A 19,689-nucleotide genomic window follows, 5' to 3' on the forward strand; every position below is an offset into this window, starting at 1 on the left:
ATCACATCATCCGGAGAGAGACAGGCCATGACCCAGACGCGCACCGAAACCGATTCCATCGGCCCCATCGAAGTCCCTGCCGACGCCTATTGGGGCGCGCAGACGCAGCGCAGCCTGACCAACTTCCCCTTCCCCGCGCACCAGCGCATGCCGATCCAGATCGTCCACGCGCAGGCGGCGGTCAAGCAGGCGGCGGCGCGGATCAACCGCCAGCACGGACTGGAGGCACCGCTCGCCGAGGCGATCGAAAGTGCCGCCACCGCGATCCGGGCTGGCGAATATGACGACCAGTTCCCGCTGACCATCTTCCAGACGGGCAGCGGCACGCAGACCAATATGAACGTCAACGAAGTGATCGCCGGAATCGCCAATGAAGCGCTGGCGGGCACGCGCGGCGGCAAGGAGCCGGTCCATCCAAACGACCATGTAAACCGCTCGCAAAGCTCGAACGACAGCTTCCCCACCGCGCTGCATGTCGCCGCCGCGCTGGCGTCGCGCGATGCGCTGCTGCCCGCACTCGACCGGCTGGTGGCAGCGCTTGACGCGAAGGCGCGGGCCTTTGCCGATATCGTCAAGATCGGCCGCACGCATACGCAGGACGCCACCCCGCTGACGCTGGGCCAGGAATTTTCCGGCTATGTCGGGCAGCTGAAGAGATGCCGGGCGCGGATCGAAAGCGCATTGGAGAACGACATCCGCAAGCTCGCGATCGGCGGCACCGCGGTCGGCACCGGGCTCAATGCGCCCGATGGCTGGGCCGCGGATATGGCCCGCGCGATCAGCGACATCACCGACTTCGCCTTCGAGCCTGCGCCCAACACCTTTGAACAGCTCGCTGCGAAGGACGGGCTGGTGTCCTTCTCGGGCGCGCTCAACACGCTCGCAGTGGCGCTCAACAAGATCGCCAACGATATCCGCTTCCTCGCATCGGGTCCGCGCTCGGGCCTTGGCGAACTGTCGCTACCCGCGAACGAACCGGGCAGCTCGATCATGCCGGGCAAGGTCAACCCGACCCAGTGCGAGATGCTGACGATGGTCGCGGGTCAGGTGATCGGCAATCACCAGGCAGTGACGGTGGGCGGAATGCAGGGCCATTTCGAGCTCAACGTGTTCATGCCGCTGATCGGGTCGAACGTGATCCGCTCGGTCGAATTGCTCGCAATCGGGATGGAAGGTTTTGCCACCCGCTGCGTCGAGGGGATCGAGGCGAACACTGAACAGATCGCCGCGCTGGTCGAACGGTCCTTGATGCTGGTGACGGCATTGGCGCCCGAGATCGGCTACGACAATGCCGCTAAGATTGCCAAGCATGCACACCAGACCGGCCAGACGCTCAAGCAGGCGGGCCTCGAGCTGGGGCTGGTGGACGAGCCGACCTTCGACCGCCTCGTCCGCCCCGCCGATATGGTGTGACCTAGCCCTCGGTCCCGAGAATGCGGTCGACCCCGCCGCGCGTTACCGCGTGGTAGCTGCCGCGGGTCTCGGCATAGATGCGCTGCGCGATCGGCCGGCCCCATTCGTCCTGGTCCCACAGCACCTGGAACAGCGGGCGCACGAATTTCGCGCGGCCGACCTCGGCGAGGAATTCCTCCGCCTGCGGCACCGCGGGTTCGTAGCGATTGGCGAGCGCCAGTTCGAGCCACAGGAACAGCTCCTCGTTATTGCCCGTGCCCGACAGGCCCAGCGCCTCGTTCAGCACGGCGAGTTGCCCGGCAGTGCGCTGTTTGGGAATATTGTCGAGGAAGCGCTGGCGCTCGGCGCTGCTCCACTGCGCATAGCCCGCCGGGATCGTGCCCTCGGCGGCATAGGCCGACACCGCGGCATCGACCGCGGCGAATGCCGCCGGGTCGGGCTTGGCCACATTCGCGGGCAGGCCCGGCTCGAAGATCCATTCGCGCAGCATCAGCGCATCGGCCTCGGCTTCGCCCCGCACCAGGTTTTCCATCATGTCCGCGAGGAACAGCTCGCTGGTGGCGGGCTGGAAGGCATGGTTGTCGAACCACTGGCGCAGCCAGGCGTCGAAACGGTCGCGGCCGACCACGCTTTCGACCGTGCGCAGGAAGAACGCGCCCTTGTCATAGGCAATCGCGCTGCCGAGCTGGTAACCGCCATCGGTGCTCAGCGCGGTGCCGGGGGCATCCTCGCCGACCTCGGCCAGCGTTTCCTGGATATTGGCGAACATCAGCGCGGCTTCCTGCTCGGCGCGCTGCTTACCATAGACCGCCTCGACGATGCGGTTCTCGAAATAGGTGGTGACGCCCTCGTTGAGCCAGCTGTCGCCCCACACCGCATTGGTGACGAGATTGCCCGACCAGCTGTGCGCCAGTTCGTGCGCCACGAGGCCGTTGTTCGACCGGTCGCCCGCTATGAAGGTCGGGGTGAGGAAGGTCATCACCGGGTTTTCCATCCCGCCATAGGGGAAGGCGGGCGGCAGCACGATCATGTCGTAGCGGCCCCAGCGGTATTCGCCGTAGAGCTCCTCCGCCGCGACGACCATTTCCTCGGTGTCGTTCACTTCGCGCCATGCCTGGTCGAGCGTGGCGGGTTCGGCCCAGACGCCGGTGCGCGGGCCGATCGCGCGGAAATCGATATCGCCCGCCGCGATCGCGATGAGATAGGGCGGCACCGGCTTGTCCATCACGAAGGTGAAGGCACGGCGGCCGTTGCCGAGATCCTCGGGCTCACCCTGGCGCACGCCGCTCATCACCACGTCGAGCGGCTCGGGCGCGGTGATGCGCGCTTCCCATGTCTGCCGGATGCCGGGGCTGTCCTGCGTCGGGATCCAGCTGCGATTGAGGATCGCCTGTCCCTGGCTGAAGAGGAAGGGTTGCACCCCGCCCTTGGTCTGTTCGGGGCTGAGCCATTGCAGCGCACTGGCATCGGCGGGCGCGCGATAGGCGATGCGCAGCGTCTCCGCGCCGTCGAGGCGGATCGTCAGCGGCGCGCCCTTGCCGCCTTCGGCCACCGGCTCGCCCACCGTATGGGACAGCGCGCGGCCCTGCCCGTCGGTGACCTGCGCGATCTCGAGCCCGTTGGTGTCGAGCACGATTTCCTCGGCCCCCGGCGCGGCCAGCACGCTCAGTTCCGCCGTCCCGCCGACACGCTTGGCGTCGAAATCGAGGTCGAGATCGAGCGCGACATGCGTGACCCGCGCGACCTGGGGCTGCGCATGGGTCAGCGTGTCGACTGCCTCGGGCGAGGTCAGGATCGGCGAGACCATGCGGTCCGCTGCCGCAGCGACCGGCGCGGGCGCCGCTTCCATCGTGGTACAGGCGGTACTGGTGAGCAACAAGGCGAGCGGTGCGGCGAATTTACGCATGAAAGGTCTCCGTGAAGGGCCGGATACGCGACCCGGCTATCTGTCTGTTATTGCAGCGGCTTGGACGGGTGGCCGGTTCAGCTCCAGACCGCCTCGGGCGGCAGGCTCATCAGGATCGCGTCGATATTGCCGCCGGTCTTGAGGCCGAACAGCGTGCCACGGTCGTAGACCAGGTTGAACTCGGCATAGCGCCCGCGCCATTCGAGCTGGGTCTGCTTGTCCTGTGCCGTGAACGCGCTGTCCATCCGGCGGCGCACCAGCCGCGGGAAGATGTCGAGGAAAGCCTCCCCCACGTCCTTCGTGAAAGCGAGGTTGCGGTCGAACGCGGCCCCTTCGTCGACGGCGGGATCCTCGCATTCGAGGTGGTCGTAGAAGATCCCGCCCACCCCGCGGTGCACGCCGCGGTGGGGGATGTAGAAATAGTCGTCGGCCCACTTCTTGAAGCGTTCGTAATAGGTCGGGTTGTGCGCCGCGCAGGCCGCGCGGAAACAGGCGTGGAATTCGTCCGTGTCCTCGGCATAGGGGATCGGCGGATTGAGATCGGCCCCGCCGCCGAACCACGCCTTGCCGGTGGTCAGGAACCGCGTGTTCATATGCACGGCGGGCACATGCGGATTGGTCATATGCGCGACCAGGCTGATGCCGGTGGCAGTAAAGCCCGGGCTGTCCGCGCTGGCGCCATTGATCGTGGCGGCGAATTCCTTCGCGAAATTGCCGCGCACGGTCGAGACGTTGACGCCGACCTTTTCGAACACCTTGCCCTTCATCAAGCCGCGCGTCCCGCCGCCGGGATCGGCATTGCCTTCCTCTTCGCGGTTCCAGCTGTCGTACTGGAAGCCGGCATCGCTGCCCGCTTCGCGCTCGATGGCTTCGAATTCGGCGCAGATGCGGTCGCGCAGGCTTTCGAACCAGGTGCGGGCGGTCTCGGTCTGCTGGGTCCAGTCGGTCATGGCAAAAGCCTTGCCATCCCCACTTCGCTACGGCAATAGCGAGCCATGGTTCCCCTTTCGTTCGCAGGCGAGGAATGGCTCCTCACCGAAGGCCGCGCGCTGTACTGGCCGCGCGAACGCGCGCTGCTGGTGGCCGACCTGCATCTGGAAAAAGGCAGTTTCTTCGCGCGGCACGGGCAGCTGATTCCGCCCTATGACAGCCGCGAAACGCTGGAACGCGTGGCGCTGGCGATCCGCGAAACGGGCGCGCGCCGGGTCATCACGCTGGGCGACAATTTCCACGATTCGGCCGGGTCCACCCGGCTCGAAGAGCATGCCGCGGGGATGCTCCACGCGCTGACCCGCACGGTCGACTGGGTCTGGATCACCGGCAATCACGATCCTGAAATGGAAGCCCGCTGCGGCGGCACGCTGGCGGAAGAACTCGAGCTCGGCGGACTGATCCTGCGCCACCGCGCAAAGGCAGGCGAAATCCGCCCGGAACTGTCGGGCCACTACCACCCCCGCCTCCAGCTCAAGGTGCGCCAGCGCCATATCCGCCGTCCCTGCGCGGTGGTCAGCGCAAACGATGGCCCCGGCGGCAAGCCGGGCGGACGTATGATCCTGCCCGCCTTCGGCGCCTTTACCGGGGGGATGGATGCGGCCGATCCGGCGATCCTGAAGGCGCTCCAGCCAGCGCAGCGGATCGATGCGGTGGTCCCGGCAAAGGGCCAGCTGGCGCGCTTCAACCTGTGGAACCGCGCTGCCTGAGGGCAACAACAGCGCGCAAATATGCGCCCCATTCGCATAACACACTTCCGAATCCCCGGAACAATGCCTACATGCTGGCTTTCCAATTACCGCAACCAGTTCCGAATACGGCCACCAAAGGAGAGTGCCCCATAGCCCGTCCACCCCGGCGCAGCATGCAAATGCCCGTGAAAAGCGGCCCGCGCTACGATAACATGATCAATGTGCCGAAAGTCCGCGTGATCGACCACGAAGGCGAAAACATCGGCGTTATGTTCACCCGCGAAGCGGTCGAGCAGGCCAATGAACTTGGTCTCAACCTCGTCGAAGTGTCCCCCAATGCGGACCCGCCGGTGTGCAAGTTCCTCGATGTCGGCAAGCACCGCTACGAGGCGCAGAAAAAAGCCAACCTCGCCCGCAAGACGCAGAAGACCCAGGAAATCAAAGAGGTCAAGATGCGCCCGAACATCGACACCCACGATTACGAGGTGAAGATGCGCAATGTCGTCAAGTTCCTCGAGAACGGCGACAAGGTGAAGTGCACGCTGCGGTTCCGCGGCCGCGAAATGGCGCACCAGCAGCTCGGCATGGATCTCCTCAACCGCGTCCGCGACGATGTCGAGGAAATCGCCAAGGTCGAAGCCTTCCCGCGCCTCGAAGGGCGTCAGATGATCATGGTGCTCGCGCCCAAGTAAGGCGCACGCCACACTGCATTGCGAAAGGGCGGCGCTTCGGGGCCGCCCTTTTCGTATCGGGCATCCATGCGCTTGGCGCGTTGCCCCGCCCGCGGGCCGCTGTTAGCAGTTCGCGCCAAGGGGAGATCGCAGCACATGGCGGCCAGACATATCGGATTGCTGGTGGGCGCTGCGGCGCTGCTGGCCAGCATTTTCCTGCCCACGCCCGCGGGCATGCAGCGCGAGGCATTCATCGTCGCCGGGCTGGTGGTGCTGATGGCCGCCTGGTGGATGACCGAGGCGCTGCCGCTGACCGCGACCGCGCTAATGCCGTTCGTCGTGCTGCCCTTTGCCGGGGTGATGAGCGCCAAGGAAACCGCCAGCGCTTATTATTCCGACATCCTGTTCCTGCTGCTGGGCGGCGGCTTCATCGCGCTGGCGATCGAACGCACCGGCCTTCACCGGCGCCTTGCGCTGGGGATCCTCAGCCTGCTTGGCGGGCGCGGCGGACAGGCCGGCCTGCTGCTGGCCTTCATGATCGCCGCCGCGATCCTGTCGATGCTGATTTCGAACACTTCCACCACCCTCATCATGATGCCCATGGCGGTGGCCGTCCTCGCGGGCGGCGGGGTGCTGGCCGGGGACCGCGACGGGCTGGCGGGCGCTCTGCCCATGGGGATCGCGTTTGCGGCCAGCATCGGCGGGCTCGGCACGCTGGTCGGATCGCCGACCAACGCGATCTCGGTGGGGCTGCTGGACACGATGATCGGTACGCAGATCAGCTTTGCCGAATGGTCGTTCTACGGCTTCCCCATCGTGCTGCTCGGCGTTCCGCTCGCGGCTTTCCTCGTCGCGCGGGTCCAGCGCGTCTCGGCGCATCCCTTCGATGTCGCTGCGGCGCGCGCCGCGGTGGCCAATGGACGGCCGATGGGCCCCGCCGAACGGCGGCTGATGATCGTCGTCGCGCTGACCTTTGCCGCCTGGATGACGCGGCTGGTACTGGGACCCTACCTGCCGGAAGGGTCGTGGACCGATGGCACCATCGCCATCATCGCCAGCCTGGCGCTGTTCCTGCTGCCCGATGGCACCGGGCGGCCGCTGCTGGTGTGGGAAGAGGCCAACCGCGCGCCGTGGGGTGTCATCATGATGTTCGGCGGCGGGCTGGCGCTGGCAGCAGGGATGAGCGCGAGCGGGCTGGCCGACTGGCTGGGCAACGCCCTCCTCCCGCTGGAGGCTTTCCCGCTGCTGCTGGTGGCGCTGGCGGTGGTGGCGATGGTGGTGCTGATCACCGAGTTTGCCAGCAATGTCGCCACCGCCACCGGGATCATCCCGGTGATCGCCGCGCTGGTGGTGGCGCTGGGCGTCGATCCGATCCTGCTCACTATGCCCGCCGCGCTTGCCGCGAGCTGGGGGTTCATGCTGCCCGCGGGCACCGGCCCCAATGCGATCGCCTGGTCGACCGGGCACATCCGCATCGACCGCATGGTCAAGGCGGGGCTGCTGCTGGACATAGCCGGCATATTCATGATCGTCGCCGTGGTGTGGGGAATGGCCGGGCTGGTCTAGAAGGCAGGCACTCCGCCGCGCGCGGCACGCCGGGACCCGGGTGACGACCGCCGCACCGCAAAACTCGGGCCGCACTGCACCCATTCCGCGTTCTGGTGCATTTTGTCGGTAGGGCCGCGGTCCATGTGTCGCACCTTGCGGGACTCGTCGCAGTTGAAACCAACAGCGGTCCACCATAAGGATTGAACCGACAGCGGCGGTCGGCGGAGAAGCGTTCCTGCGGAGGTTAGGAACGGGCGCCGCGGACCATCCGCCTTGGCTCCCGCCTTCCTGGGAGCGCTGATCAGGAAGGAGGTTCGCCGATGAGCGACCACGATATCGACCCTACCTCGCCGCGCATGGCACCCAAGCCCGAAGTCACCAAGATCGACGGGCGCGAACTCAAGCCCAGCACGCTGATGATGGGCTATGGCTATGACCCGGTGCTGTCCGAAGGCAGCCTCAAGCCGCCGATCTTCCTCACCTCGACCTTCGCCTTCCCCAGCGCCGCCGACGGCAAGCGCCATTTCGAAGGCATCACCGGCAAGCGCCCGGGCGGCGCGGACGGTCTCGTCTATTCGCGCTTCAACGCTCCCAACCAGGAGATCCTCGAAGATCGCCTCTCGGTGTGGGACGGCGCCGAAGACGCGCTCAGCTTCTCCAGCGGGATGACCGCGATCTGCGTGCTGATGCTCGCCTATGCCAGCCAGAACGACGTGATCGTCCACTCGGGCCCGCTCTACGCCGCCTCCGAAGGCTTCGTCGCCAAGGTGCTCGCCAAGTTCGGCGTCACCTACGTCGACTTCCCCGCCGGTGCCACGCGCGAGGAGATCGACGCCGTGATCGAGAAGGCGCAGGCGCAGGCCGACGAGCAGGGCGGCAAGGTCTGCATGGTCTATCTCGAAAGCCCGGGTAACCCGACCAATGCGCTGGTCGACATCGAAGCGGTCCGCGCGTCGGTCGATGCGGCGCAGCTCGATTGCCCGATCGCGATCGACAACACCTTCCTCGGTCCGCTGTGGCAGCGCCCGCTCGACCAGGGCGCGGATATCGTCGTCTATTCGCTGACCAAATATGTCGGCGGCCATTCGGACCTCGTCGCGGGCAGCATTGCCGGGCCGAAGAAATGGATGGAACCGGTGCGCATGCTGCGCAACACCATGGGCGGCATTTGCGATCCGAACACCGCATGGATGCTGATGCGCAGCCTCGAGACGGTCGAACTGCGGATGAACCGCGCGGGCGAGAACGCCGCCAAGGTCTGCGAATTCCTGGCGCAGCATCCCAAGGTCGAAGGGCTCGGCTATCTCGGCATGATCAAGGATGCGCGCCAGCAGGACATCTACGATCGTCACTGCAAGGGCGCGGGCAGCACCTTTTCGCTGCTGCTCAAAGGCGGCGAGGCCGAATGCTTCCGCTTCCTCGACGCGCTCAAGATCGCCAAGCTGGCGGTCAGCCTCGGCGGGACCGAGACGTTGGCCAGCCATCCCGCCTCGATGACGCACCTGTCGGTGGCCGAGGGACGCCGCGCGGAACTGGGCATTTCCGACAATCTGGTGCGCATCTCGATCGGTATCGAGGATCCCGACGATCTGATCGCCGACTTCACGCAAGCACTGGAGACAGTCTGACCCGGATCGGCTTTCTCGCCTGTGCCGACACGCTCCCCGGCGATGGCCCGCGCCGGGGAGACGCGTTCGAACACGATCTCGAAGTCGCCGCGCTGCGACCGGCGCTGGCGGCGCAGGGCCTCGAACTGGAAGAGATCGACTGGCGCGCGCCGATCGCTGCCTTCGACGGCATAGCGCTGGTGATGCTGGGCACGGCGTGGGACTATCAGGACTATCCCGACGAATTCATCGCCAAGCTGGCGGCGATCGAGGAGCGCGGCGTGACCGTCTGCAATCCGCCCGCCGTGGTGCGGTGGAACGCGGACAAGCGCTATCTCGACGAATTGGCGCAGCAGGGGGCCGCGATCGTCCCGACGCTGTGGCGCAGGGACCTCGGCCGCGCCGGTGTGCAGGACGCGATGGCGCATTTCGCGGCCGATCGCGTGGTGGTGAAACGGCAGGTCGGCGCAGGCGGCATCGGGCAACACAGCTTTGCGCGCGATTCGCTGCCCGACGACAGCTGGACCATGGGCTGCCCCTGCATGGTCCAGCCCTTCCTGCCCAGCGTGGTGGAGGAAGGCGAGTTCAGCTATGTCTTCATCGACGGCGCCTTCAGCCACGGCGTCTGCAAGCGTGCCGGGCCGGACGATTACCGGATCCAGTCGCTCTACGGCGGATACGAGACCCCCTATAAGCCCGACGCGGGTGACCTGGCCGCGGCGCAGGCGGTGGTGGCGGCGCTGCCGTTCGAACCGCTGCTCTACGCCCGGATCGACATGGTGCGGCTGCCATCGGGCACGCTGGCGGTGATGGAAGCCGAGTTGATCGAACCCTATCTCTACCCCGAGCAAGCGGACAATCTGGGCGAATTGGTAGCGCGCGCCGTGCGCGCAAGGTTGCCGAGCGGAAGCTAGGGCCGTCCCCTATCGTTCCGGGCGCCCTCGTCCTTCAGCGGGACGCCCTACCCGCGCCATTCGCGCCGGTCTTCGGCGGCCTTGAGCACTTCATAGGCAAGTTGCAGCTTCTGGAACTCGGCTGCGGCTTCCTTGTCGCCCGGCTTGACGTCGGGATGCACCGTCTTGGCCTTGTCGCGCCAGGCCTTCTTGATCGCCGTGAAATCGGCGCCGGCGTCCAGTTCAAGCACTTCCAGCGCGCGCATTTCGTCGGCGCTGCGCGAGCCGTCGCCGCTACCGCTCCAGCCGTAATGCTGCGCCTCTGCGTAACCGGCATTCTCGCTGCGTTCGGCCGACGCGCGGGCTTCCTTCTCGGCCTTGTCGAGCCCTTCGAAATAGTCCCACTTGCGATTGTATTCGGCCGCATGCTTCTGGCAGAACATCCACCGCTCGGGGCTGTTCGGCGCCTTGGGCGCGGGGCATTCGCCGGGCTCTTCGCAGCCGTGTCGGTCGCACAGGCGCACGGTCGTCGCCTCGCGCGAGGAACCGTAGCCACGCCAGCGGGGAAGCCCCAGTCGTTCGAACGGCGCGCCTTAGCCACGGGGCGAAAAAGTCGATTGTCGGGAAAACATCGCGGTTAATCTAGGCGCGCTGGCAAAAGGTGCAACCGCCGGGAACAGGTTTCAATACGAAATGTTGCATTGCAACGTTCGCTAAACCCTTTGGCCGTAGAGCGCCATGCATGAGACCTGAGATGAGCAAACAGCTGACCTTCTCCGCCTGCGTCGCAGTCCTGACGATGGCGTCGTTCGCGATTGCCGCCGACCATGGCGGGTTCGATGCCGGGCGCGGCGGGCAGATCAGCCCGGGCATGCCTTTCGCGAGCATCAGCGCCGCGCGCTGACCATCGTCAATGCCCCATAGGGAAAGGGCCCCCGCCTGGCGGGAGCCCTCTGGTACGGTTCAACCGATAGTCACGGTCGCAGCGCGGCGGTTCTGCGCCCACGCCGCTTCGTTCGAACCCAGCGCGACCGGGCGTTCCTTCCCGTAGCTCACTGTCCGGATCCGGTTGGCCGGAATACCGATCGAGACGAGATAGTTTTTCGCGGCATTGGCGCGGCGTTCGCCCAGCGCGAGGTTGTAGTCGCGCGTGCCGCGTTCGTCGCAATGCCCTTCGACGGTGAAGGTCACGCCAGAATACTGGTTGAAGTACTGCGCCTGGCGCTGCAGCTTCGCCTGGTCTTCGGCATCGATGTTGAAGCGGTCGGTATCGAAATAGACGACCGTGTTTTCCTGCCCGACGGCGTCGACGAAGTGCTGCTGCGAGCCAACCGTGGGGCCGGTCGGCGCGGGCGCCGGCGCGGGCGTGGCCGTCGGCGGCGGCGGCAGTTCCTCGGGCGCCTTCTTCTGGCACGCGGCAAGCGCAATGGTCGATGCGAGCATCAGGCCGGTAGCAATACGAGTATTCATAGGCTGTCCCCTTATAAACAGCGTGGTGAAGTCGTTTTCGTCGCCGAAAAGCGATCCTTGTTCCTAATCAATGCAGTCAGGGCAGGATCGGTCCCCAGGCCGGGTCCGAGGCATCGACCGGCGTCGGCAGGCGGCGCAGGTTCTCACCCGTCAGGTCGACCTGCCACAGGCCGGTCTTGCCGCTGTTGCGTTCGGTGCGGAAGAACTGGAGGATGCGGCCGTTGGGTGCCCAGGTGGGCGCTTCGTCCTGCCAGCCATTGGTCAGCGTGCGCATGTTGCGGCCGTTGGGGCTCATCACCGCGACATTGAAGTCGCCGGCAATATGCGTGAACGCGATCTGATCGCCGCGCGGGCTCCATTCGGGCGTCGCTGCGCGGCCACCGAAGAAGGACAATCGGCGCTGGCCGGTGCCATCGGCGTTCATGATGTAGATCTGCTGGCTGCCCGAACGGTCGCTCTCGAACACGATCTGGCTGCCATCGGGCGAATAGGATCCGCCGATGTCGATACCGGGTGTATCGGTCAGCCGGATGCTTTCGCCGCCGCTGGCCGATACGCGGTAGATATCGGTGTTGCCGCCCACGGCCATCGAATAGAGAATCCAGCGCCCGTCGGGGCTCCAGCGCGGCGCAAAGGTCGGATTGCTGCTCTGGCTGATCAGCGTCTGCCGGCCGGTACCGATGTCGTAGACATAGATGCGCGGATTGCCGTCGACATAGCTGAGGTAGACCAGCTGCTTGTAATCGGGTGAATAGCGCGGCGTCAGCGCGGTCGACCGCCCCGTGGTGATGAACCGGTGATTGGCCCCGTCGCTGTCCATGATCGCGAGCCGCTTGGTCCGGTTATCCTTGGGCCCGGTTTCGGCGATATAGGCGATCCGGCTATCGAAGAACGGGCTTTCGCCGGTCAGCCGCGAATAGACGATATCGGCGCATTTGTGCGCGGCGCGGCGCCAGTCCGCCGGCGGCACGACCCAGCCTTCGCGGACCAGTTCCTGCTGCAACGCCATGTCGTAGAGGTAGCAGCCGACCGTCAGCCGGTCGTCGCTGCGCGCGCGGACATAACCATGAACGAGCATCTCGGCGCCGCGGTTCGACCAGGTCGGCCAGTTGGGTGCAGTGATCTCGCCAAAGCTGGGCTGCGGCAATGCGTCGGGGCCGGTCGGCTTGAACAGGCCGTTGTTGCGCAGGTCGGCCGTGATAACCCGGGCAAGTTCCTTGCCCAGCGCGGCAGTGCCCGAGGAGTTCGCCGGCGTTGCGACATCGCGGTCGGTGGCGAAGCCGGGGATGGCGATCCCGAGATCGTCGAGATTGCCGTCGAAACTCACGGTCCCCGAAAGGCCTTCGCCTTCGTCGATCGTCTCGACCTCGCCTCCTTCGGGCACGGGCTGCCCCAAATCCTGGTTCTGGGCCGCGAGCGGCGAGGCGATCATGAGCGCGAGGACGAACAGGGCGGGTTGCTTCATCGGGACAGGTTCCAATCGAAATCGACGGTTACGGTCTTCCACGCCTCGTAATATTCGGGCGGGAGGTCGAAGGGGGCGGCGAGTTGGACCGCCCTGATAGCATTTTCGGCATGCCGCGGCGCCTGCGCGCGGTTGGCTTCGGTCTCGCCCCGCTGGCCGACGAGGCTGGGTGCCCCCGCCAGCGTTCCATCGGGATTGAGCCGGAAACGGATTTTCGAAACCAGCTTTTCGCGGTCCGCGCCATCGACGGGCCGCCAGTGCGGTCGCAATTGCCGCGCCACGGCCTGGAACAGCGAGGCCTTGGCGCTCGCGCCGATCTGCGACGCGGGCACCCGCGTTTCATTGGTGCGCGTGCTGTCGCCAGAACCTTCGAGGAAATTGTCGCCGAGGCGCGAGCCCCGCTGCGCTGACTGGCTTGCGGCTGGCTTTGCGTGCGCGGCGGATCGGGCCGCGTCGCCGGGCGGGGTTCGGGCCGCGCCTGAGGACGCGCAGCCGGTTGCGCGGCCTGCGTGCGCGCGGGCGGAACCGGCCGTTCGACCTGCGGCGGGACCGGCAGCTCCTGTGCCGGCGCGGGCGCGGGATCCATGTCGAGCGTGGGTGCTGCCGATGCCCGGCTCTCGGTAACCGGGTCGGGCGCGGTTGCCTGCATGCCGACATCTTCGGCGAGGCTGACCGTCATGCGCTGCGGCGGATCGATGGTGGGCGCGGGGAACAGCCCCTGGACGAACAGCATGGCGAACAGCGCGAGGTGCAGGATGACCGCGACCGCCAGCCCGGTCCGCTCCTCTACCCTGATTGCCGTTCTCTCCATGACGTGCGGCTATTCCGCTTCCGATGAACCGGCGTTGACCGGCGCCGGCGCCGCGCTGTTCGTAATCAGCGAAATGCGATTGAGCCCGGCCCGGTTGAGTTCGCCCATGACCGCCATCACGCGGCCGTAATCGAGCGCACGGTCGGCGCGCAGCGTGATGTCGGGTCCTTCACCGCCGGCGCGCGGAAGACTCTCCAGCGCCTGCGGCAGCCCCCCAGCGGGACTTCGACATCGTCGATATAGACATAGCCCGCCTGATCGATGCTGATCGTGACCTGCTGCTGTTCGTTCGGCAGCTGCGCCGCGCGGCTGTCGGGCAGGTCGATCGGCACCCCTGCGGTCATCAGCGGCGCGGTGACCATGAAAATGATCAGCAGCACCAGCATGACATCGACGAAGGGGGTAACGTTGATCTCGCTCATCGGCCGGCGGCGAGAACCGCGGCCGCGCCGCCCGCCGCCACGCGCAGAGGCAAGACCCATCGCCATCAGCGGGTTTCCAGCTGGCGGCTGAAGGTCGCGTTCAGCTTGTCGGCGAAACGCTGCAGCCGCGCTTCGTAGCGATCCACGCGGTGGCCGAAGCGGTTGTAGGCGATGACCGCGGGGATCGCCGCGAACAGGCCGATCGCAGTGGCGAAGAGCGCTTCGGAGATACCCGGTGCGACAACGGCGAGCGAGGAGCTTTCCTGCGCGCCGATCTGGAAGAAGCTGTTCATGATGCCCCAAACGGTACCGAACAGGCCGACGAAGGGCGCCACCGAACCGACCGTAGCAAGGAAGTTGAGGCGTTCGGCGATATCGTCCGCCTCGAGCGCGATCTGGCTGTCCATCGCCACCGCGATCCGCCCGCGCAGGGCTTCGGGATCGCGCACCGCGGTCTTGGTCGAACGGCGATATTCGGACACCGCCGCCTGCGCGACGCGCGCTGCGGGGATGTCCTTGCTGCCGCGCTCGGACGTGAAGCGGTCGAAGCTCTCCGCCTGCCAGAACTCGCTTTCATACTCGATCGTGCGGCTACGCAGCTTGCGCATGCGCAGGCTGAAGCTGACGATGATCATCCACACCCAGATGCTGGCCAGCAGCAGACCGGCCATGACCAGCTGCACGACGATGTCAGCATCGAGGAACAGGCGGATCGGGTCTAGCCGGGTCGGTGCCGCGGCGGCGAGAAAAGTAAGCGAGCTCATGAGTCCCCTTGCTCGACAAAATGCGCGAAAGCCGCGCGCCATTCTTCGGGCTGGCGCTTGGGCCGGCCCTCGGGTGAAACGAAGCCGACGCGCAAATGTGCTTCGGCCAGAAGTTCGCGCTTTTCATCCGCCAACCTGAACGCAAGCTGGTGCATCCGGCACGATGCCGCTTTGAGTTCGGTGCAGCGCGTTTCGATCAGCACATCGTCGTCGAGCCTGGCGGGCCGCAGGTATTTCAGATTGACCTCGGAGACCGCATAGGCGCCGCCCGCGGTTTCGATCGCTGCCCGCTGGTCGATCTTCAGCTGGCGCAGCAAATCGCTGCGCGCGCGTTCGAACCAGCGCAGGTAGTTGGCGTGATACGTGATCCCCGACAGGTCCGTGTCTTCGTAATAGACACGCACCGCATAGAAGTGCCGGCCGGCGTCGAGCGTTCCATCGGGGAAGGAGGGCAAGGTCATGGTCAAGCGCGCCCTTTAGACGAGGCGCCGATGGCCGGGCAATCCAGAACGACGAGCCGACCTTTTCGAGCGACCAGCGGGACGCCTGTCACTCGCCGCGCAGATCGGACAGCTTGCGTTCCCATTGCAATGCATGCGCGATGATCTGCTCCAGGTCGGCATGGCGCGGCTGCCATGGCAGCGTTTCCCTTATCCGCGAGGGATCGGACACCAGCTCCGCCGGGTCGCCCGCGCGGCGCGGTTCGAGCCGGCGCGTGATGGTCTGGTTGGTCACCCGGTCGACCGCGTCGAGCACCTCGGTGACCGAAAAGCCGCGGCCATAGCCGCAGTTCATCGTCAGTGACCGGCCCGGCTGTTCGATCAGCGCCTCGAGCGCGAGCAGGTGCGCCTGTGCCAGATCGCTGACGTGGATGTAGTCGCGCACGCCGGTGCCGTCGGGCGTATCGTAATCGGTGCCGAAAACGGCCACGCCGTCACGTTTGCCCGTGGCTGCCTCGCAGGCGACCTTGATCAGATGCGTAGCACCCGCGGTCGACTGGCCCGTGCGCGCCTGCGGATCGGCGCCCGCGACATTGAAATAGCGCAGGGCGCAGAAATTGAAGCCGTGCGCCGCGCTGGCGTCGGCCAGCATCTGTTCGGTCATCAGCTTGGACCAGCCATACGGATTGATCGGCTGCTTGGGGCTGTCCTCGGTCACCGGCGAATGTTCGGGCGTGCCGTAAGTCGCCGCGGTCGAGCTGAAGATGAAATGCGCGACACCGCCTTCCACCGCCGCCTCGATCAGCGCGCGGCTCTTGACCGTGTTGTTGTCGTAATAGCCCAGCGGGTCCTCGACCGATTCCGGGACGACGATCGATCCGGCAAAATGCATGATCGCTTCGGTGCCCTGCTCGGCGAAGATCTGTTCGAGCAGGATGGAATCGGAAATATCGCCTTCGTACAGCGGAACATCCTCGGGTACGGCGAAGGCAAAGCCGGTCGACAGGTTGTCGATCACGGCCACCGGCCACCCGGCATCGCGTAGCGCGAGCACTGCATGACTGCCGATATAGCCTGCCCCACCGGTGACCAGCACGGGGACCTTCGTCGTCTCGTTCATGGAGCGAAGGACTAGCACACCCGCCGGTTACGGCAACGCCGCAGATTTTCGCGCGCGAAGGGCAAGTTCTGCGGAAATTCGGCAGCGATGGTGCAAATCCGCCGTGCCATGCGTTGCAGCTCCAGTCAGACATACTCGAAAGTCGCAGAGGATCGCACACGATGAAAGCCACCCCCTAGCCCTGGCCATGGCGTCCGCCCTGTCGCTTGCGGCCTGCACCACCCCGTCCGGCCCCGTCGAAGTGACCCGCTTCGTCGCACCCGACCGCGTGACCGAACTGGGCAGCGGACCGATCTTCGTCGAAAGCGCCCCGGGCGGCGAAAGCGACAGCCTGGCGCTCGCCCCCTACAAGGCTGCGGTTGCCGAGGAACTGCGCCGGCTCGGCTATAGCGAAAGCGACCGCGCGGGCGCCGGCCAGATCGCGCGGGTGTCGCTGGTGCGGTACCTGGTCGGCAGCGGCGGTAAGCGCAGCCCGGTAAGCGTCGGCGTCGGCGGTTCGACGGGCAGCTACGGTTCGGGTGTGGGGCTGGGCATCGGCATCAATCTGGGCGGCGGCGCGAAAGACCGGCTCGGCACCGAACTGTCGGTTGCGATCACCGATGCGGCGAGCGGCACCAGCCTGTGGGAGGGCCGCGCCGATTTCCAGCCACCCGAGGATTCCCCCCTTGCACGCGGAACGGCGAACGCCCAGACGGTCGCCTCTGCCTTGTTCAGGGAATTCCCCGGCAACAATGGCGAAACGATAGAAGTAGAGGTTACCGAGTGAGCGATATCCGGATCGATTCCGCCTTCGACAGTGGCAATATCGAAGTGCTGTCGGTGAGCGGCGCCAGCGCCATGCTGGCGATCCCGAAGGACACGAACAGCGAATTCAAGCAGTGGTTCCACTTTCGCGTCGCGGGCGCTGCGGGCCGCGAGCTCGAGCTGCGGATCACCGGACTGGAAGACAGCGCCTACCCCGGCGGCTGGCCCGATTACGACGCCTGCGTTTCGGAAGACCGCGATTACTGGGGCCGTGCATCGTCGTCCTATGACAAGGACATCGGCGGCGGCACGCTGACCATTCGCTACACCCCCGCCAGCGATATCGCCTGGTTTGCCTATTTCGCGCCCTATTCGATGGAACGCCATCACGATCTGGTGTCCGAGGCGGCCGCCGCCGAAGGCGTCGATCACGTGCATCTCGGCACCACGCTCGATGGCCAGCCGATCGACTGCCTCGAAATGGGCGAGGGCGACACCAAGGTGTGGTTCTACGCGCGCCAGCACCCGGGCGAAACGCAGGCCGAATGGTGGATGGAAGGCGCGCTCGAAGTGCTGACCGATCCCGCCGACAGCGTCGGCCGCGAACTGCGCAAGCGGTGCCGCCTGCACCTCGTCCCCAACTGCAACCCCGATGGATCGAAGCGGGGCAATCTGCGTGTCAATGCAGCGGGCACCAACCTCAACCGCGAATGGGACAACCCGACCCTCGAAAAGTCGCCCGAAGTGCTCGCCATCCGCAACCGGATGGACGAAACCGGCGTCGATTTCGCGATGGACGTCCATGGCGACGAAGCGATCCCGGTCGCCTTTCTCGCCGGCTACGAGGGCATCCCCAGCTGGACCGATGCGCAGGGCGACCGCTATTATCGCTACGAGGCGATCCTCGACCGGCGCACGCCCGACTTCCAGACCGAGCTGGGTTATACCAAGGCCCCGCGCGGAAAGGCCAATCTGGCGATGAGCACCAACCAGGTCGCCGAACGCTTCGGCGCCACCGCGATGACGCTCGAGATGCCCTACAAGGACAACAAGGCCAACCCCGAACCCGAACAGGGCTGGAGCCCCGAACGGTGCAAGATGCTGGCGCGCGATTGCCTCGCGGCACTGCTCGAATATCTCGACACGCCCGACGCCTGACCAGAATGCTGGACGGCGGGCGCTAGCGAACCTCGCGGCTCGCAATGCGCGGCGCCTGCCGTCATTCCTGCGCGTCGCAACATGCTTCCGGTCTTGAAAATCTCTCTCGGCGCAGGGGCTTAGGCGGCAGCGCCGAGTTAAGCCGAGCGTGTCAGGCCACGGCAGGCTCGAGCATCCGCAGCGTCCGCGCGCCGGCATCCAGTTCGACCGGGACATTGACCGGCAGGCACAGCTGGTTGCGCACGTGACCGCTGTTGAAGCCGGTCACCACCGGGATGCCCAGCGGGGCGAGATGAGCGCCAAGCACGTCGTCCAGCGTGAACGTCCGCGCATCGGCATCGCCCGCGCTGCAGCGGGTGCATTGGCCGAACACGACACCCGCCAGCCGGTCCAGCACGCCTGCCAGCTGCAATTGCTGAAGCATGCGGTCGATCCGGTAGGGTTCTTCGTTGATGTCTTCGAGAAACAGGATCGCCCCGTCGAAGTCAGGCAGCCAGCCGGTACCCATCATGGTCGACAGGATGGTGAGATTGCCGCCGAGCAGCCGGCCCCGGGCGACCCCGGGGACGAGCGAGCGGGCGGGCCGGCCCGCGGCATCCTCGGCCGCCGCGCCGCCGAGCACGGGCGCCGTGCCCGCAAAGGCGATCCGCCACAGGCTCTCCCAGCTTGCGCGGTCCCACCGGCTCGCCGCATTGGGGCCATGGAGCGTCGCAAACCCGGCGCGCGCGGCAATCGCCATGTGCAGCGCCGTCGTGTCGCTATACCCGATCAGCAGTTTCGGATTGGCGCGAATGGTCGCCCAGTCCAGCAGCGGCAGGATCCGCGCCCCGCCCCAGCCGCCACGCACCGCGAAGATCGCGCGCACCTCCGCGTCGGCGAACATCGTATCGAGATCCGCGGCACGGTCGGCGTCGGTCCCGGCCAGATAGCCATGCTGGTCGCCCACATGGCTGGCGAGTTTGGGAACCAGCCCCATGCCGGAGATCCAGTGAACGGCCCGGTCGAGTTCTGCGGGCAATGTGACCGCGCTAGCCGGGGCGACCAGGCCGACCGTATCTCCCGGCCGCAGCCGGGGCGGCATGGCGCTGGCTCGCGCCGCCAGTCCCGATGGCATCAGTGCCGTTCCCGCGAGTCCGCCGAGCAGGCCGAGCGCGCCGCGCCGTCCGATCATGTCAGGCTGGCGGGGCCGAAAGCATGCGGCAGCAGGGCAGACAGTTTCACCCGCACCACCTCGTCGGCGCCCACGCACAGAATGTCGGGGTCGGTCCCGCCCAGCTGCGCCAGTTCGTTGAGCACTTGCCGGCAGCGCCCGCAGGGCGTGATCGGGTCTGCCGCAGGGCCGGTCACCGCGACTGCCTGAAGCCCGCCGCGCAGCCCGTCGGCCATCGCTTTCGATACCGCGATGGTTTCGGCGCACAGCGCCAGGCCATAGCTGGCATTCTCGACATTGGTCCCGGTGACCACGCTGCCATCGGCAAACCGCAGCGCGGCGCCCACCGCGAAACCGGAATAGGGGGAATAGGAATGGCGCGCGGCTGCGCGTGCGGCTGCGATCAGGTCGTCGTCGGTCATCTC

Annotated in this window: 19 protein-coding genes and 2 pseudogenes; 9 read left to right on the forward strand and 12 right to left on the reverse strand. The window is 66.4% G+C overall.

Going from position 1 to position 19,689, the window contains the following annotated elements; all coding sequences use genetic code 11:
* The first annotated feature begins 27 nt into the window (after positions 1 to 27).
* Complete coding sequence (gene fumC / locus WKH79_RS08810; protein WP_341858643.1) at positions 28 to 1,413, forward strand: class II fumarate hydratase; 1,386 nt, start codon at positions 28 to 30, stop codon at positions 1,411 to 1,413.
* A 1-nt stretch (position 1,414) separates the two neighbouring features.
* Here the strand turns inward: fumC and WKH79_RS08815 are convergent, their stop codons facing one another.
* On the reverse strand, positions 1,415 to 3,319 hold the full coding sequence (locus WKH79_RS08815; protein WP_341858644.1) for a M1 family metallopeptidase: 1,905 nt from the start codon (positions 3,317 to 3,319) through the stop codon (positions 1,415 to 1,417).
* Between the two features lie 77 nt (positions 3,320 to 3,396).
* Complete coding sequence (hemF, locus tag WKH79_RS08820; RefSeq protein ID WP_341858645.1) at positions 3,397 to 4,269, reverse strand: oxygen-dependent coproporphyrinogen oxidase; 873 nt, start codon at positions 4,267 to 4,269, stop codon at positions 3,397 to 3,399.
* A gap of 45 nt (positions 4,270 to 4,314) precedes the next feature.
* Between hemF and pdeM the strand changes: the two genes are divergently transcribed.
* The 5 genes from pdeM (at position 4,315) to WKH79_RS08845 (ending at position 9,741) form a co-directional block, all read left to right on the forward strand.
* Positions 4,315 to 5,019, forward strand: a complete 705-nt coding sequence (gene pdeM, locus WKH79_RS08825; protein WP_063535019.1) for a ligase-associated DNA damage response endonuclease PdeM — start codon at positions 4,315 to 4,317, stop codon at positions 5,017 to 5,019.
* 155 nt (positions 5,020 to 5,174) lie between these two features.
* Positions 5,175 to 5,693: a translation initiation factor IF-3 gene (gene infC / locus WKH79_RS08830; RefSeq protein WP_082835772.1), complete on the forward strand. Its 519-nt coding sequence runs from the start codon at positions 5,175 to 5,177 to the stop codon at positions 5,691 to 5,693.
* A 135-nt stretch (positions 5,694 to 5,828) separates the two neighbouring features.
* Positions 5,829 to 7,238, forward strand: a complete 1,410-nt coding sequence (locus WKH79_RS08835; RefSeq protein WP_341858646.1) for a DASS family sodium-coupled anion symporter — start codon at positions 5,829 to 5,831, stop codon at positions 7,236 to 7,238.
* Positions 7,239 to 7,540: 302 nt separating this feature from the next.
* Positions 7,541 to 8,848 carry a cystathionine gamma-synthase family protein gene (locus WKH79_RS08840; RefSeq protein WP_341858647.1) on the forward strand — a complete coding sequence of 436 codons (1,308 nt, stop codon included), beginning with the start codon at positions 7,541 to 7,543 and terminating at the stop codon, positions 8,846 to 8,848.
* Positions 8,849 to 9,030: 182 nt separating this feature from the next.
* Entirely contained in the window at positions 9,031 to 9,741 is a 711-nt protein-coding gene (locus WKH79_RS08845; protein WP_341858648.1) for a hypothetical protein, read from the forward strand.
* A 47-nt stretch (positions 9,742 to 9,788) separates the two neighbouring features.
* Here the strand turns inward: WKH79_RS08845 and WKH79_RS08850 are convergent.
* Positions 9,789 to 10,321: pseudogene (locus WKH79_RS08850) on the reverse strand (DnaJ domain-containing protein).
* Between the two features lie 153 nt (positions 10,322 to 10,474).
* On the opposite strand from WKH79_RS08850, the gene WKH79_RS08855 reads away from it, so the two are divergent.
* Entirely contained in the window at positions 10,475 to 10,624 is a 150-nt protein-coding gene (locus tag WKH79_RS08855) for a hypothetical protein (RefSeq protein ID WP_341858649.1), read from the forward strand.
* Between the two features lie 59 nt (positions 10,625 to 10,683).
* Here the strand turns inward: WKH79_RS08855 and pal are convergent, their stop codons facing one another.
* From pal to galE, 7 genes and pseudogenes are all read right to left on the reverse strand, one after another.
* Positions 10,684 to 11,190: a peptidoglycan-associated lipoprotein Pal gene (pal, locus tag WKH79_RS08860; RefSeq protein ID WP_341858650.1), complete on the reverse strand. Its 507-nt coding sequence runs from the start codon at positions 11,188 to 11,190 to the stop codon at positions 10,684 to 10,686.
* Between the two features lie 76 nt (positions 11,191 to 11,266).
* Complete coding sequence (gene tolB, locus WKH79_RS08865; protein WP_050600991.1) at positions 11,267 to 12,655, reverse strand: Tol-Pal system beta propeller repeat protein TolB; 1,389 nt, start codon at positions 12,653 to 12,655, stop codon at positions 11,267 to 11,269.
* Positions 12,652 to 12,987 (reverse strand): hypothetical protein, encoded by a 336-nt coding sequence (locus WKH79_RS08870; protein WP_341858651.1) that lies wholly within the window; start codon positions 12,985 to 12,987, stop codon positions 12,652 to 12,654. The genes tolB and WKH79_RS08870 overlap by 4 nt, the downstream gene beginning before the upstream one ends.
* Positions 12,988 to 13,475: 488 nt before the next feature.
* Positions 13,476 to 13,954 (reverse strand): annotated as a pseudogene (locus tag WKH79_RS08875) (ExbD/TolR family protein).
* On the reverse strand, positions 13,954 to 14,652 hold the full coding sequence (gene tolQ / locus WKH79_RS08880) for a protein TolQ (RefSeq protein WP_050599409.1): 699 nt from the start codon (positions 14,650 to 14,652) through the stop codon (positions 13,954 to 13,956). Before tolQ ends, WKH79_RS08875 begins: the two are co-directional and overlap by 1 nt.
* A complete protein-coding gene (locus WKH79_RS08885; protein ID WP_341858652.1) occupies positions 14,649 to 15,113 on the reverse strand; it encodes a YbgC/FadM family acyl-CoA thioesterase in 465 nt (154 codons plus the stop codon). The genes tolQ and WKH79_RS08885 overlap by 4 nt, the downstream gene beginning before the upstream one ends.
* 88 nt (positions 15,114 to 15,201) lie before the next feature.
* Positions 15,202 to 16,212, reverse strand: a complete 1,011-nt coding sequence (galE, locus tag WKH79_RS08890; protein WP_050599410.1) for a UDP-glucose 4-epimerase GalE — start codon at positions 16,210 to 16,212, stop codon at positions 15,202 to 15,204.
* 187 nt (positions 16,213 to 16,399) lie between these two features.
* On the opposite strand from galE, the gene WKH79_RS08895 reads away from it, so the two are divergent.
* Both WKH79_RS08895 and WKH79_RS08900 read left to right on the forward strand, forming a co-directional pair.
* The gene (locus WKH79_RS08895; RefSeq protein ID WP_341858653.1) at positions 16,400 to 16,978 is read left to right on the forward strand and encodes a DUF4136 domain-containing protein; all 579 of its coding nucleotides are present in this window, start codon (positions 16,400 to 16,402) and stop codon (positions 16,976 to 16,978) included.
* Positions 16,975 to 18,114 (forward strand): M14-type cytosolic carboxypeptidase, encoded by a 1,140-nt coding sequence (locus tag WKH79_RS08900; RefSeq protein ID WP_050599412.1) that lies wholly within the window; start codon positions 16,975 to 16,977, stop codon positions 18,112 to 18,114. Before WKH79_RS08895 ends, WKH79_RS08900 begins: the two co-directional genes overlap by 4 nt.
* 151 nt (positions 18,115 to 18,265) lie before the next feature.
* On the opposite strand, the gene WKH79_RS08905 is transcribed toward WKH79_RS08900, so the two are convergent.
* Both WKH79_RS08905 and WKH79_RS08910 read right to left on the reverse strand, forming a co-directional pair.
* Positions 18,266 to 19,285, reverse strand: a complete 1,020-nt coding sequence (locus WKH79_RS08905) for an LD-carboxypeptidase (protein ID WP_063505949.1) — start codon at positions 19,283 to 19,285, stop codon at positions 18,266 to 18,268.
* The gene (locus WKH79_RS08910; RefSeq protein WP_050599414.1) at positions 19,282 to 19,686 is read right to left on the reverse strand and encodes a cytidine deaminase; all 405 of its coding nucleotides are present in this window, start codon (positions 19,684 to 19,686) and stop codon (positions 19,282 to 19,284) included. The genes WKH79_RS08905 and WKH79_RS08910 overlap by 4 nt, the downstream gene beginning before the upstream one ends.
* Positions 19,687 to 19,689 lie beyond the last annotated feature (3 nt).

The sequence above is a fragment of the Qipengyuania sp. GPGPB31 genome (genome assembly GCF_038396345.1).
GTDB classification, from domain to species: Bacteria; Pseudomonadota; Alphaproteobacteria; order Sphingomonadales; family Sphingomonadaceae; genus Qipengyuania; species Qipengyuania citrea.

Excerpts from the sequence above, each read along its gene's own strand:
- hemF (WP_341858645.1), bottom strand. The coding sequence starts at position 4,269 with ATGACCGACTGGACCCAGCAGACCGAGACCGCCCGCACCTGGTTCGAA.
- galE (WP_050599410.1), bottom strand. The coding sequence starts at position 16,212 with ATGAACGAGACGACGAAGGTCCCCGTGCTGGTCACCGGTGGGGCAGGC.
- WKH79_RS08845 (WP_341858648.1), top strand. The coding sequence starts at position 9,031 with ATGCTGGGCACGGCGTGGGACTATCAGGACTATCCCGACGAATTCATC.
- pdeM (WP_063535019.1), top strand. The coding sequence starts at position 4,315 with ATGGTTCCCCTTTCGTTCGCAGGCGAGGAATGGCTCCTCACCGAAGGC.
- fumC (WP_341858643.1), top strand. The coding sequence starts at position 28 with ATGACCCAGACGCGCACCGAAACCGATTCCATCGGCCCCATCGAAGTC.
- WKH79_RS08855 (WP_341858649.1), top strand. The coding sequence starts at position 10,475 with ATGAGCAAACAGCTGACCTTCTCCGCCTGCGTCGCAGTCCTGACGATG.
- WKH79_RS08885 (WP_341858652.1), bottom strand. The coding sequence starts at position 15,113 with ATGACCTTGCCCTCCTTCCCCGATGGAACGCTCGACGCCGGCCGGCAC.
- tolB (WP_050600991.1), bottom strand. The coding sequence starts at position 12,655 with ATGAAGCAACCCGCCCTGTTCGTCCTCGCGCTCATGATCGCCTCGCCG.
- WKH79_RS08905 (WP_063505949.1), bottom strand. The coding sequence starts at position 19,285 with ATGATCGGACGGCGCGGCGCGCTCGGCCTGCTCGGCGGACTCGCGGGA.
- WKH79_RS08835 (WP_341858646.1), top strand. The coding sequence starts at position 5,829 with ATGGCGGCCAGACATATCGGATTGCTGGTGGGCGCTGCGGCGCTGCTG.
- tolQ (WP_050599409.1), bottom strand. The coding sequence starts at position 14,652 with ATGAGCTCGCTTACTTTTCTCGCCGCCGCGGCACCGACCCGGCTAGAC.
- WKH79_RS08895 (WP_341858653.1), top strand. The coding sequence starts at position 16,400 with ATGGCGTCCGCCCTGTCGCTTGCGGCCTGCACCACCCCGTCCGGCCCC.
- WKH79_RS08910 (WP_050599414.1), bottom strand. The coding sequence starts at position 19,686 with ATGACCGACGACGACCTGATCGCAGCCGCACGCGCAGCCGCGCGCCAT.
- infC (WP_082835772.1), top strand. The coding sequence starts at position 5,175 with ATGCAAATGCCCGTGAAAAGCGGCCCGCGCTACGATAACATGATCAAT.
- pal (WP_341858650.1), bottom strand. The coding sequence starts at position 11,190 with ATGAATACTCGTATTGCTACCGGCCTGATGCTCGCATCGACCATTGCG.
- WKH79_RS08840 (WP_341858647.1), top strand. The coding sequence starts at position 7,541 with ATGAGCGACCACGATATCGACCCTACCTCGCCGCGCATGGCACCCAAG.
- WKH79_RS08815 (WP_341858644.1), bottom strand. The coding sequence starts at position 3,319 with ATGCGTAAATTCGCCGCACCGCTCGCCTTGTTGCTCACCAGTACCGCC.